The organism is Bradyrhizobium sp. MI1.3, from assembly GCF_055811695.1.
This window is the reverse complement of sequence record NZ_JBVVPQ010000066.1, coordinates 1-13,265: the sequence shown is the minus strand read 5'-3', so window position 1 is coordinate 13,265 and position 13,265 is coordinate 1. Positions and strand designations below refer to the sequence as shown.

10 protein-coding genes are annotated in these 13,265 nt (G+C 64.5%); 9 read left to right on the top strand and 1 reads right to left on the bottom strand.

The window, feature by feature from the left end; translation table 11 throughout:
* The first annotated feature begins 217 nt into the window (after positions 1-217).
* The 9 genes from AC0L3A_RS32230 (at position 218) to AC0L3A_RS32190 (ending at position 9,332) form a co-directional block, all read left to right on the top strand.
* Positions 218-1,465 (top strand): MFS transporter, encoded by a 1,248-nt coding sequence (locus AC0L3A_RS32230; RefSeq protein WP_007596721.1) that lies wholly within the window; start codon positions 218-220, stop codon positions 1,463-1,465.
* Between the two features lie 235 nt (positions 1,466-1,700).
* The gene (locus AC0L3A_RS32225; protein WP_007596720.1) at positions 1,701-2,546 is read left to right on the top strand and encodes an outer membrane protein; all 846 of its coding nucleotides are present in this window, start codon (positions 1,701-1,703) and stop codon (positions 2,544-2,546) included.
* A 167-nt stretch (positions 2,547-2,713) separates the two neighbouring features.
* Positions 2,714-3,535 (top strand): outer membrane protein, encoded by an 822-nt coding sequence (locus AC0L3A_RS32220; RefSeq protein ID WP_007596719.1) that lies wholly within the window; start codon positions 2,714-2,716, stop codon positions 3,533-3,535.
* A gap of 69 nt (positions 3,536-3,604) precedes the next feature.
* Positions 3,605-4,195: a glutathione S-transferase family protein gene (locus AC0L3A_RS32215; protein ID WP_007596718.1), complete on the top strand. Its 591-nt coding sequence runs from the start codon at positions 3,605-3,607 to the stop codon at positions 4,193-4,195.
* Between the two features lie 24 nt (positions 4,196-4,219).
* The gene (locus AC0L3A_RS32210; protein WP_007596717.1) at positions 4,220-4,684 is read left to right on the top strand and encodes a GNAT family N-acetyltransferase; all 465 of its coding nucleotides are present in this window, start codon (positions 4,220-4,222) and stop codon (positions 4,682-4,684) included.
* A gap of 111 nt (positions 4,685-4,795) precedes the next feature.
* Positions 4,796-5,050, top strand: a complete 255-nt coding sequence (locus AC0L3A_RS32205) for a hypothetical protein (protein WP_354128954.1) — start codon at positions 4,796-4,798, stop codon at positions 5,048-5,050.
* A 79-nt stretch (positions 5,051-5,129) separates the two neighbouring features.
* Positions 5,130-6,302: a phosphoserine transaminase gene (locus tag AC0L3A_RS32200; protein ID WP_007596715.1), complete on the top strand. Its 1,173-nt coding sequence runs from the start codon at positions 5,130-5,132 to the stop codon at positions 6,300-6,302.
* A 114-nt stretch (positions 6,303-6,416) separates the two neighbouring features.
* Positions 6,417-8,006 (top strand): phosphoglycerate dehydrogenase, encoded by a 1,590-nt coding sequence (gene serA / locus AC0L3A_RS32195; protein WP_007596714.1) that lies wholly within the window; start codon positions 6,417-6,419, stop codon positions 8,004-8,006.
* Between the two features lie 153 nt (positions 8,007-8,159).
* A complete protein-coding gene (locus AC0L3A_RS32190; RefSeq protein ID WP_007596708.1) occupies positions 8,160-9,332 on the top strand; it encodes a thiolase family protein in 1,173 nt (390 codons plus the stop codon).
* Positions 9,333-9,464: 132 nt separating this feature from the next.
* On the opposite strand, the gene AC0L3A_RS32185 is transcribed toward AC0L3A_RS32190, so the two are convergent.
* Entirely contained in the window at positions 9,465-12,854 is a 3,390-nt protein-coding gene (locus AC0L3A_RS32185) for a PAS domain-containing protein (protein WP_473255883.1), read from the bottom strand.
* Positions 12,855-13,265: the final 411 nt, after the last annotated feature.

Here is a 13,265-nt window from a genome sequence, read left to right as displayed (position 1 = left end):
CACCCCTTGCCCCCCCCGCCGGCCCCCCCCACAACCCGGGTCTGCGGCCCCCGGCCCCCCGGCCCCGGATTGCGCTGCGCTCCATCCGGGCTACGAACTCCCTCAGGCGGGAAGAGCGAAGCGCATCCCAGCCATCGACGATTGGCGGTGGATCGCTCGCCGCGCGCAGCGTAACTAGCTTGTCGCGGCAATCTGCCGCGCCGGCCGGGATGCTCCATTGAACAAGCCAGTCGTCGTCTCAGAGGAAACGCTGACCGAGCCCGTCATCGTCAGCGACGTGGCATCCGCCGCCAAGGCCGCAGGGCCGGCCTATGTCGTGCTTGCCGGCATCAGCTTCTCGCACTTTCTCAACGACACCATGCAGTCGCTGATCGCTTCCGTGTATCCGATCCTGAAGGACACCTACGCACTCGACTTCGCGCAGATCGGCATGATCACGCTGGCCTTCCAGTTCACGGCCTCGCTGCTCCAGCCGGTGGTCGGCCACTACACCGACAAGAAGGCGCAGCCCTATTCGCTGTCGATCGGCATGGCCTCGACCTTCTTCGGTCTGCTGCTGCTCAGTGCCGCCCACCAATATCTGGTCATCCTCGTCGCCGCCGCGCTGGTCGGCCTCGGCTCGGCGGTGTTTCACCCGGAATCGGCGCGCATCGCGCGGCTCGCCTCCGGCGGCCGCTACGGTTTTGCGCAATCGGTGTTCCAGCTCGGCGGCAGTTTTGGCACCTCGATGGGACCGGTGCTCGCCGCGCTCATCGTCGTGCCGTTCGGGCAGGGCAGCATCGCCTGGTTCTCCTCGATCGCCTTCCTCGCGATCCTCATCCTCTGGCGCATCGGCCGCTGGTACGAACCGCAGATCAAGGCGAAGAAGACCGCGGTCGCTCAAGCCCATCCCGACGCGCCGAGCTCGCGTCGCGTCGTCGTTGCGCTCCTCGTGCTGGTCGCGCTGCTGTTCTCGAAACAGCTCTACGTCTCGAGCCTGTCGAGCTACTACATCTTTTATCTGATCGACCGCTTCGGCGTGTCGACGCAAGCCGCGCAGATGTATCTCTTCATTTTCCTCGCCGCGAACGCGGTCGGCGCTTTTCTCGGTGGTCCCCTGGGCGATCGCTTCGGCCGCAAGATCGTGATCTGGATCTCGATCCTGGGGGCGCTGCCGTTCACGCTGGCGCTGCCCTATGCCGGGCTCTATGCGAGCGCGGTGCTATCAGTGATCATCGGCCTGATCATCTCCTCGACGACGTCATCGATCATCGTGTTCGCGCAGGAGCTGGTGCCGCATCGCTTCGGCATGATCTCCGGCGTGTTCTTCGGTGTCGCCTTCGGCATCGGCGGCTTGGGCGCCGCCGTGCTCGGCAAGCTCGCCGACCACACCTCGATCGCGTTCGTCTACCAGGTCTGCGCTTACCTCCCGGCGATCGGCCTGCTTGCGGTGTTCCTGCCCAAGCTGCCGCGGCACGCGCGTTAACATATCCTGTCTTGCTGCAACGCGGCTTCATACATCGTTAGGAAATGCGGCGACGGCGTCGTATTTGCGCTGCATTTTTGCAACGCTCGCGCCGCACGCGCGTGTGCAGTTAGAAAAAATCAACCTTAAAAATTAGGGTTAAGTGGCGCTTAAACATTTGCTGGCATCGTCCGGGCCGTGAGTTTCCAGAACGTGAGGCGCCGTATTTGCCTCACCGGCCAAAAGGACGAAGCCAATGCGTAGCGTTAAGTCTCTCCTTGCCGCGGGTGCGGCAACCCTGATCTCATCGATGGCGTTCGCCGCCGACATGCCGATCGCGGCGCCCCCTCCGATGTACGCGCCCCCGGCTCCGCCCGCCGATTTCGGTGGCTGGTATCTGCGCGGCGACGTCGGCTTCAGCAATCAGAAGACAAGCGATCTCCACTACGGTCGCGAGTCCGCCTATTCGCAGCTCACCTCGTTCAATCAGCAGGCGTCGTTCGACACGGCCGGCATCTTTGGGCTCGGCGCGGGTTACCGGTTCAACAATTGGTTCCGCGCGGACGTGACCGGGCAGTATCGCGGCAATTCGAATTTCAAGGGAACGGATCGTTTCACCGGAACCGCGGGCGGCGTGCCCTACAGCGGGATCGACAATTACAGTGCATCCAAGTCCGAATGGCTGGTGTTGGCGAACGCGTATGTCGACCTGGGCACCTGGTGGTGCATCACGCCGTTCATCGGCGCGGGCGTTGGCGGCGCACGCGTCTCCATCTCGAACTTCACCGACACCGGCATCAACGATCTTGCGTTCTCGACCGCGAGCTTCTCGAGCGCACCGACCGGTTCGAAGTGGAACTTGGCGTGGGCTGCCCACGCGGGTCTCGCATACAAGGTCAATCCCAACCTCGTCCTCGAACTTGCCTATAGCTATGTCGATATGGGTGAGGGGCAAACCGGTGTTTTGTCGACCTACACCGGGGGAACCACGGGCAACGTCTTCAAGTTCAAGGACATCACCTCGCACGACCTGAAGCTCGGCGTGCGCTGGAATCTCGACAGCCCGCCGGCCTACATGCCGCCGCTCGTCACCAAGGGCTGATCGTCAGCCTGATCGGTTAGGACTTCTTAACGGCGCGGGATCATCCCGCGCCGTTTTGCTTTGCGTATTTTTCATGGCGGGCGGCGACGAAAGGCTCCGACGCAACCATTGGTTAAGGTTAACGAGCCATGATCACGAGCGAAAGTTCGAGTTCGATGGAGCGTTCGATGCGTAGGCTTTTGTTGGCGGCGGCGATGTTGGGGACGATCTCTGCGGCGCACGCGGCTGATCTCTCTGACCTGCCGATCCTGCGCGGCGGCTTCACAGACGGCTTGAGCAACTCCAACGTCAACTGGCAAGGAAGCTATATCGGCGCCCAGGGAAGCTACGGGACATCCGATATGAATTTCACCGGTTCTACTAGAACTGTTGCGGCTGCCTTGCTTGCCAATACTTCGATCGAAGCCGGCGGACAGGTATCGAGCTGGCCAGTGGGCGGCGGCAAGGTGTCATCACATGGTCATGGCTATGGCGCCTTCGCCGGTTACAACGGGCAATGGGACGATGTCGTGCTCGGCGTCGAGGTCAATTACATACATGGCAAGTTCGGCGGCTCGGCGACCGGCACCATGGGGCGCTCCTTTGTCGATCCTCTGAGTTTTCTGGACGACATCACGTACAAAAGCACGAGCTCGATAGCGATCTCCGATATGGGAACGCTCCGCATTCGCGGCGGCTACGCCGTCGGCTCTTTCTTGCCTTATCTGTTCGGAGGCATTGCACTTGGGCAAGCCAACATCACCAAGACTGCCGAGATCACCGGGACTCAGTTCAACCAGTCGGCGCCCTTTCAAACAATCAATGTCAATCTGTCCGCCACAGATGGTCTCTATAGTCACCTGATCTATGGCTACTCCACCGGTATTGGTGTCGATGCGATGCTGTGTGCAGGCCTGTTTCTGCGGGCGGAGTGGGAATACGTTCGCTTTACGTCATCAGTCGACACCAGCATCAATACCGTCCGCGCCGGTCTCGGCTACAAGTTCTGACGCGCGTGCGCGCCGCGATTGACAGGCCGCCTCCGTCCTGATGCTCTGTCGCCGAACGCGGGGGCAGCGATGCGGATCTACGGCGATACCAATTCCGGCAATTGTCTGAAGGTGAAGTGGGTCTGCGATAAGCTCGCGCTGCCCTATCAGTGGATCGAGATCGACACTCGCAAGGGCGAAAGCCGCACGCCGCAATTCCTGAGGATGAACGGCGCCGGCCAGGTGCCGACGGTGGCCTTCGACGAAGGTCGCACGCTGGCGCAATCCAATGCCATCATCCGCTATCTCGCGCGCGACAGTGCGCTCATTCCGCGCGATGCCTTCACTGCCGCGAAGATGGACGAATGGCTGTTCTGGGAACAATACAGCCACGAGCCCTATATCGCGGTGTGCCGCTTCCAGCTCGTCTATCTCGGCAGGGACGCCTCCGAGCTCGACCCTGAAAAGGTCAAGCGCGGCTATGCGGCGCTCGATCGCATGGAGCAGCATCTGGCGGCAAGCCGCTTCTTCGCCGGCGATGCAGTTTCGCTCGCCGACGTCTCGCTGCTTGCCTATACGCGCGTCGCGCATGAAGGCGGCTTCGATCTCGGTCGTTATGCCGCCATCCGCCGCTGGATCGGCGAAGCCGAGACCTTTCTCGGGCTTCCCAAGGTGCGTTAGGCGCGCTGAGGCAGGAGTAACTCAATGAACACCGAATCCGTTTCCATTCGTCCCGCGCGCCGTGAGGATGTTGCTGCGATCGTGGCGATGCTCGCCGACGATCATCTCGGGAGCGCACGCGAGCGCGTGGAAGATCCGTTGCCTGCGTCCTATTACGAGGCATTCGCGCGGGTCGAGCGCGATCAAAATATCCAGCTCGTGGTTGCCGAGAGCGAGGGCAGGGTGGTCGGCTGCCTGCAGCTCGCGATCCTGCCGGGTCTCAGCTCGCAAGGCGGCTTGCGCGGTTTGCTCGAAGACGTCCGCGTTGCTTCCGATTGGCGCAGCCGCGGCATCGGCGAGCAATTGGTGCAATGGGCGGTGACGGAAGCGAAAGCGCGCGGCTGCAATTTGGTCGAACTGCTGACGCATCAGACGCGAACAGATGCGCAGCGCTTCTACAAGCGGCTTGGGTTCACGGCGAGTCACGTCGGCATGACTGTCCGCTTTTGACGCAGCACGCCAATGAGCGTTGCGCGATCAGTGAAATCGGATCGCGCATACGTTCATGTTAAGAGCTGATAAACTACCCGTTCGACGTTCACGTGGAACCAGGAACGAACGGTGCTACGCGAGCGTCTGAAACCGGGCTCGGTCGGTTCGGGGATTTCGATGACAAGCTATTCGATGATCAAGGTCGGCAACGACTACGTCGTGCAGGCCAATGACAAATGCATTTTGAAAGTCGGCAGCCGGCGCCGCGCCGCGCAATTGATCAACGATGCCACGGACTTGTTGAACGCGCTGGCCGTGGTCGAATCCCCTAAAATCGCACCGGAGGCGCCATCATTCGCGCGTGAGGTCCCGGAACTTCCTTGACTGGTCTTCCCGATTCCCGTATCAGCCGCGGCGGGACACCTCCCCCCAACGGGAGGCTTACTATCTGGAAGGGTAGACGATGACTGTAGCGAAGCCCGCTTCGCGGCCGAACGTGCCGCATTTTTCCTCCGGCCCCTGCGCCAAGCGCCCCGGATGGAATGCCCAAAACCTCAAGGACGCAGCGCTCGGCCGTTCGCATCGCGCGAAGGTCGGCAAGACCAAGCTCAAGCTCGCGATCGATTTGACGCGCGAGGTGCTCGAAGTGCCCGCCGATTATCGCATCGGCATCGTGCCGGCGTCCGATACCGGCGCGGTCGAGATGGCACTGTGGTCGATGCTGGGTGCGCGGCCCGTCACCACGCTCGCTTGGGAATCCTTCGGCGAGGGCTGGGTCAGCGACATCGTCAAGGAATTGAAGCTCAAGGACGTCACCAAGCTCAACGCGGCTTACGGTGAACTCCCGGATCTCTCCAAGGTCGATCCGAAGTCCGACGTCGTCTTCACCTGGAACGGCACCACCTCGGGCGTGCGCGTGCCGAACGCCGACTGGATCAGCGCGAGCCGCGAAGGCCTGACCATTTGCGACGCCACCTCGGCCGCGTTCGCACAACCCCTCGACTGGGCCAAGCTCGACGTCGTCACCTTCTCCTGGCAGAAGGCGCTCGGCGGCGAAGCCGCGCACGGCATGCTGATCCTGTCGCCCCGCGCGGTGGAGCGGCTCGAAACCTACAAGCCGGCCTGGCCGTTGCCGAAGATTTTCCGCATGACCAAGGGCGGCAAGATCAACGAAGGCATTTTCGTCGGCGAGACCATCAACACGCCGTCGATGCTCTGCGTCGAGGATTATCTCGACGCGCTGACCTGGGCCAAGTCGATCGGCGGCCTGAAGGCGCTGATCGCGCGCGCCGACGCCAACACCAAGGTACTCGCCGACTGGAAGGCGAAGACGCCCTGGATCGACTTCCTCGCCAAGGACGCCGCGATCCGCTCCAACACTTCGGTGTGCCTGAAGTTCACCGATCCCGCGATCACCTCGCTCTCCGAGGACGCGCAGGCCGACTTCTCCAAGAAGCTGGTGGCGCTGGTCGAGAAGGAGGGCGCGGGCTACGACTTCGCCTACTACCGCGATGCGCCCGCCGGCCTGCGGATCTGGTGCGGCGCCACCGTCGAGGCCAGCGATGTCGCGCTGCTGACACAGTGGATCGACTGGGCCTTCGCCGAGACCAAGGCCACGCTCGCCAAGGCGGCGTAAGTTTCTTTCTTCGCCTCTCCCCGTTCTTGCGGGGAGAGGGAGAAAAGTGCTCCGAGACATTCATCCAATCCGGTCTAAGGCCCTTCCCTTGAGGAAGGCAGAGGACACATTCCCATGACCAAACCCAAAGTTCTCATTTCCGACGCGCTCTCTCCCGCCGCCGTACAGATCTTCAAAGACCGCGGTGTCGAGGTCGACTTCCAGCCCAACCTCGGCAAGGACAAGGACAAGCTCGCCGAGATCATCGGCAATTACGACGGCCTCGCGATCCGCTCGGCGACCAAGGCGACCGCGAAGATCCTCGAGAAGGCGACCAACCTCAAGGTGATCGGCCGCGCCGGCATCGGCGTCGACAACGTCGAGATTCCCGCCGCCACGGCCAAGGGCATCATCGTGATGAACACGCCGTTCGGCAATTCGATCACGACCGCCGAGCACGCCATCACCCTGATGCTGGCGCTGGCGCGCGAGATTCCGCAGGCGGACGCTTCGACCCAGGCCGGCAAATGGGAAAAGAACCGCTTCATGGGCGTCGAGATCACCGGCAAGATGCTCGGCGTCGTCGGCTGCGGCAACATCGGCTCGATCGTCGCCGACCGCGCGCTCGGCCTGCGCATGAAGGTGATCGCGTTCGATCCGTTCCTGTCGCCGGAACGCGCCAGGGACATCGGCGTTGAGAAGGTCGAGCTCGACGATCTCTTGAAGCGTGCCGACTTCATCACGCTGCACACCCCGCTGACCGAGAAGACCAAGAACATCATCGACGCATCCGCGATCGCCAAGATGAAGAAGGGCGTGCGCCTGATCAACTGCGCCCGCGGCGGCCTCGTCGACGAGCAGGCCGTGGTCGACGCTTTGAATTCCAAGCACATCGCAGGTGCCGCCTTCGACGTCTTTGTCGAGGAGCCCGCCACCGCGAACGTGCTGTTCGGTCATCCCAACGTGATCTGCACGCCGCATCTCGGCGCGTCCACCACCGAGGCGCAGGAGAACGTCGCACTTCAGGTCGCCGAGCAGATGTCGGATTACCTGCTCACCGGCGCGATCTCGAATGCCGTCAACTTCCCCTCGATCACGGCGGAAGAGGCCCCGAAGCTGAAGCCGTTCATCGCGCTCGCCGAAAAGCTCGGCTCGTTCGCCGGACAGCTGACCGAGAGCGGCATCCTCAAGGTGGAGATCACCTATGAGGGCCACGTCGCCGAGATGAAGATCAAGGCGATCACCTCCGCCGTGCTGTCCGGCCTGCTGCGGCCGATGCTGGGCGAGGTCAACGTCGTCTCCGCGCCCGTCGTCGCCAAGGAGCGCGGCATGGTGGTGGACGAGATCGTCCGCGCCGCCCAGAGCGACTATGAAAGCCTGATCACCGTCACGGTCACCACCGAGCGGCAGGAGCGGTCGGTCTCGGGCACGGTCTATGCCGACGGCAAGCCGCGCCTGGTCGACATCAAGGGCATCCGCGTCGACGCTGAATTTGGCAAGTCGATGATCTACGTGACCAACGAGGACAAGCCGGGCTTCATCGGCAAGTTCGCAAGCCTCTTGGGCGATGCCAAGATCAACATCGCGACCTTCCATCTCGGCCGAGTTGCGCCGGGCTCCGATGCCATCGCACTGATCGAGGTCGACGGTGCCGTGCCGGCGGATCTGCTCGCCAAGGTGCAGGCCCTGCCGCAGGTCAAGCAGGTCAAGGCGCTGACGTTCTGATACGCCGACATATTCCGACCCGCGGAACAACGCCGCCCTCTCGCGAGGGCGGCGTTTTTATTTCTCCCGCGACCGCTGGACATTGTGTACCAATGGCGCCGAGAAGACGTCGACCGACGCTCCGTTCAAAATCGTTCGAAAAGGGAGAAAACAATGCGTGAAGCCGTCATCGTTTCCTATGCACGCACGGGCCTCGCGAAATCCGGCCGCGGCGGGTTCAACATCACCCCGCCGATGTCGCTCGCGGCCCACGCCATCCACCACGCGGTCGATCGCGCCGGCGTCGAGAAGGACTATGTCGAGGATTGCTATCTCGGCAATTGCGCCCATGGCGCGCCGAACATCGGCCGCCAGGCCGCGCTGCTGGCAGGAATGCCGAAATCGACCGGGGGCGTCTCGGTGAACCGGTTCTGCTCGTCCGGTCTCCAGACCATCGCGATGGCCGCCAACTCGATCCGTTCGGACGGTTCCGACTGCATCGTCGCAGGCGGCGTCGAGAGCATCTCGATGCCGGGCGGCGGGACTCCGAAAGAATCGATCGATCCCGAGCTGCTCAAGACGGCGCCGGCGATCTTCATGGCGATGATCGACACCGCCGACATCGTCGCCGAGCGCTACAATCTCAGCCGTGAATATCAGGACGAGTATTCGCTGGAATCGCAGCGCCGCATGGCCGCCGCGCAGCAGGCGGGCAAGTTCAAGGACGAGATCGTTCCGATGAAGACCAAGATGAAAGTGGTCGACAAGGCGACCAAAGCGGAGTCGATCGTCGATTACGTCGTCGACCGCGACGAGTGCAATCGGCCCGAGACCACGCTGGAAGGTCTCGCCAAGCTCGAGCCGGTCAGGGGCCCCGGCAAGTTCGTCACGGCGGGCAACGCCAGCCAGCTGTCGGACGGTGCCGCGGCCGTGGTGCTGATGGAAGCCAAGGACGCGGAGAAGCGCGGCCTCAATCCCATGGGCCGCTTCGTCGCCTGGGCGGCGGCGGGTTGCGAGCCGGACGAGATGGGCATCGGCCCGATCTTTGCCGTGCCGAAGCTGTTGAAGCGTCATGGCCTGAAGATCGACGACATCGATCTGTGGGAGCTCAACGAAGCCTTCGCCAGCCAGTGTCTCTATTCGCGCGACAAGCTCGGCATCGATCCCGCCAAGTACAACGTCAACGGCGGCTCGATCGCGATCGGCCATCCCTTCGGCATGACCGGCGCACGTCTCACCGGCCACATCCTCCAGGAAGGCAAGCGCCGCAAGGCCAAATGGGGCGTCGTGACGATGTGCATCGGCGGCGGCCAGGGCGGCGCGGGCTTGTTCGAGATTTATAGCTGAGGCGAAGACTCATTGAATGCGAAGGGCACGGCGCCGCAAACGCCGTGCCCTTTTGTTTGGGCGATTTGTGCTTGTGGGCTCTCTCAACGCGGGTCGTCCCCGGCCTTCGCCGGGACGACGATGTGGCGAAGGCTAAGCCTGCGCCAGCGCCGGTGCGAACACCACCTCGATCAGCGAGCCGGAGTTCGCCGCGCTCTTGATGTTGAACCGGGCGCGGTTGGCTTCGACCAGGGCCTTGGTCAGCGACAGGCTCAGCGCCGAATTGTCTTCGGCGTCGCCGGGCGGTGCCGTCCGGAACGGCTCCATCGCGGCGGCGACTTCGCGCTCGGTAAGGCCATGGCCGGTGTCGCGGATCCGAAGTGCGACCTCGCCGCGGTCGGTGAGGGCGGTCGAGACGATGACCTGGCCGCCGGCGCTGGCGAGCCGGATCGAGTTGGAGATCAGGTTCATGGTGATCTGCCGCATCGCGCGCGCATCCGCGCTCACCTGCGGCAGCGCATGGCCGAGCGAGGTGCGGATGATGATGCGCTCGCGATTGGCCTGCGGCTGCATCACGACCACGCAGGCCTCGACCAGATCGTTGAGGTTGAGGTTGGCGAAGTTGAGGTCGAGCTTGCCGGTCTCGATCCGCGACAGCTCGAGCAGATCGTCGATGATGGCGATGACGCGCTCGCCGGAGGCGCGGATGTCCTTCATGTACTCGCCGTAGCGCTCGTTGCCGAGCGTGCCGAAGCGTTCCGAAATCATCACCTCCGAGAAGCCGATGATGGCGTTGAGCGGCGTGCGGATCTCGTGGCTGATCCGCGCCAGCATGTCGGCCTTGGCATTGGCCGCGCCGTCGACCAGGCGTCGCGCCTGCGTCAGCTCGCTCTCGCCCTGCTTGCTCTGCGAGAGGTCGCGGAACACGGCGAAGAAGTTCGGGCCGTCGGGCCGGGTGCGGCCCATGATCATCGCGAGCGGAATGACGCCGCCCTTCTTCTCGCGCCCCAGCACCTCGCGGCCGTGGTCGAGCAGGCTCGCGATGTCCTGGCTCTTGAGGTTTTCCAGATAGTCGATGACGACGTGCTGGCTCTCCGGCGCGAACAGCGTCACCAGATTCTGCTGCATCAGCGTCTCGCCGTCATAGCCGAACAGCGCCTCGGCGCTGCGGTTGCAGGCGTGGATGTTGCCTTCGGCATCGAACATCACGATGCCCTCGGCCGTGGTGTCGAGGATCGCGGCGAGATCTTCCGCGTCCGCCTCGCCGACGTCGGGCTCGGGCGGGAAGGTCTCGGGGACAATGGTCTCTGCGATCACGGTCTCCGCAACGACGGGCGCAGCGGGTGCTGCTTGCGGCAGCGCGCAGATCAGCGCATGCGCGCTCTCGCCGTCCCAGTCGATCGCGTGCAGATGCGCTTCGGTGGTCGGCAGCGGCGCTTCGCCATTGGCGAGCGTCGCGCTGATCGTGACAGGTGTGCCTGCTTGCGATGTGCTGCTGGCCGCGGACACGCCCGGCTCGACATAGAGCGCATCCAGCCCGCCGGCGTTCTCCAGGGCGCTCAGGCTGGCATAGCCCATGCGCGCGAGAAACGCCGGGTTGGCGTAGAGCAGGCGGTCGAGCCGGTAGATCAGGATGCCTGATGGCAGCAGGTCGAGCAGCGCGCGGTCGCGCGGGCTGTGGCCGTGCGCCGGCGGCGCGGGCGCGCTCAGCCATTCGGCTGGCGTGTGCGGCGTCTCAGACTTGGGCTCGGGCTCCGGCGTCGGCGCTTCGGGCGTGATCTCGGCATCCGGCGGTTCAGCCGATGCCGCGATGGTTTCCTTGTCGCGTTCGAGGCGCTCGGACAATTGCCGGGCAAGCTCGTTGAACGCACTGTTCTCGACCGGCGTCAGCGTCGGCGATCGCGTGTCGCCGGGCGCGCGGAACGGCAGGACATTGGGAGGCGTTTCCACTGGGGTTTCCGGATCGGTTGGATGTGAATTCGCGTCGGTTGGGGGTTCGGGCGGTTTAGCTTCAGGCTCAGGCTCAGGCTCAGGCGCGGGCGGTTCGATCGGCGGAGGCGGCGCCTCTAGCTCGGGTTCGACCATATCGGCGGACAGGCTTTGCGGCGCCTGCGGTTCGGCCAGCAGCTCAAAACGCCTGAGCGCGTCGAGCCGGTTGAGGCCATCGAGATCGCGGCAGACGCCAAATCCCCTGAAGCCCGCGAAGTTGCGGTCGCCGTCGTAAACCGGAAGTCCGGCAAGCTCGACCGGCAGATGCTCGCCGCAATCGACCGGCCAGTTCACGGTGATCCCGGCCCAGGTGTCCTTGCTCGCAAGCGCCTGCGCCACGCGGCTTTCAGGGTCGAGCGCGAATGCGTCGGCGATCTCGTGCCAGGGGCGGTCGAAGCCGGCGGCCGTGCGCGGGCCGATCAGGCGGATGAATTCGTCGGACAGAAGCACAAAGCGGCCCTCTGCATCCACCTTCCAGAGGAAGCGCAGCGGATGCTGACGCGGTGCGGGCGGCTCTTCGTGGCCCGACGGCGGCTCGACCATGCCGGTCACGGTCGGCGCGGCCTGCGGCGACACCATGGCTTCGGCCGAGTTTTCAACCGGAGTTTCTGGCGCGGCCTCGGCCGCTTGCTCGACGGCTTGCTGGATCGAGACGATCTCAGTGGCCGGCTCGCGCGCGGGCGGTTCGTGCGCGATCGTTGCGTCCGGCGCGTCGACCGGCTCGGCAAAGGCGTCGAACAGCGCGATTTCGGATGGCGCTTCGTGCGACGGCGCGGCTTGCACATGCTCCGGCACGGCGGCGGGAGCAGGGGGCGGCGCGGGCTCAGGCTGAGCGATGTGTTCGCGCGCGACCTCTTCAGCGGCCCCGGCTTCGAGCTCGTCAGTCGCAGCCGCCGCCTGCTGCACGGCAGGCTCGATCAGCGCGACCAGCCCGACATCGGCCCCGCTGCCGACCCGCTGCAGCACCATCTGGCCGATGCCGATCGGCGTCTCGGCGCGGCCCTGGCGAAGCGCATCGCTGCGCGCCCGGTCGAGGCCTGCTTCGCCGAGATCGCGGAAGCCGAGCAGGGTGCGGGCCGTTTCGCTGGCGCCGACGAACAGGCCATCGGGCGCGAACGCCGCCATCGGCGTCTTGGCGCCGTCGACGAGACGAAGCAGGCGCTCGACCAGCGGCATGGTGCGCAAGCCCGGGTCCATCGCGGTAACGAGCACAGCGCGGCCGCCATCGGCGAAGTCCAGCCGGGCACAGGCGCAGGTCATCAGCGTGCCGAGCCGCGCGCCGAAGCCGCGCAGCCGTTCGAGCCGGATGGCGCCGTTCGGAGGCAGCCGGCCGGCAAGCCGGATGATCTGGCGGCGGTGGCTGTCGGCGGGGCCGAAAATCTTCTCCGCCAGCGCCGTGGCATTGGCCGCGCCGAACAGTCTTGCCCCGACCGGATTGGCCCAGAGCACGCGCGTGCCGTCGATCGACCAGAGCCAGGCGGGCAGCGGCGAGGTCGCGTGCACGGCCAGCCGGGGATCGCCCACGCCTCGCAACTGGAAATCCGAACTCGTCATCCGACCGGCTTCGCGTCCCGCTTGTGCGCATGGCTGCCGGGAATGGCAGCCTTAAGAAAGGGTTAGTATCGCCCGCAGCCGCGGGCAGGTCCACGGCCCCAGCCTATGCGCCAAGGCCTAAAGCCGCGATAACCTTAATGTCCCCGACCCCGCAAGGCGTGCCGGCGCTGCATCCGCAGGATTCGCGCGTGCGGATGGTCGATCGCATCAAGCCGAGCTAGCGCCCCACCCCAACTGCGTTCCCTCCCCCCTTGTGGGGGAGGGCTAGGGAGAGGGGTAAGCCCAGCAAAAGGTGTCAGTCGTTGCCCTGAGGCCCAGAGCGCGACGGACAGAATCCCCGTGTGGCACCCCCAGTGGAAACGCCTCCCAATGTCCTGCCGTTCCGCGCGCCCGGCGACACGCGATCGCCGA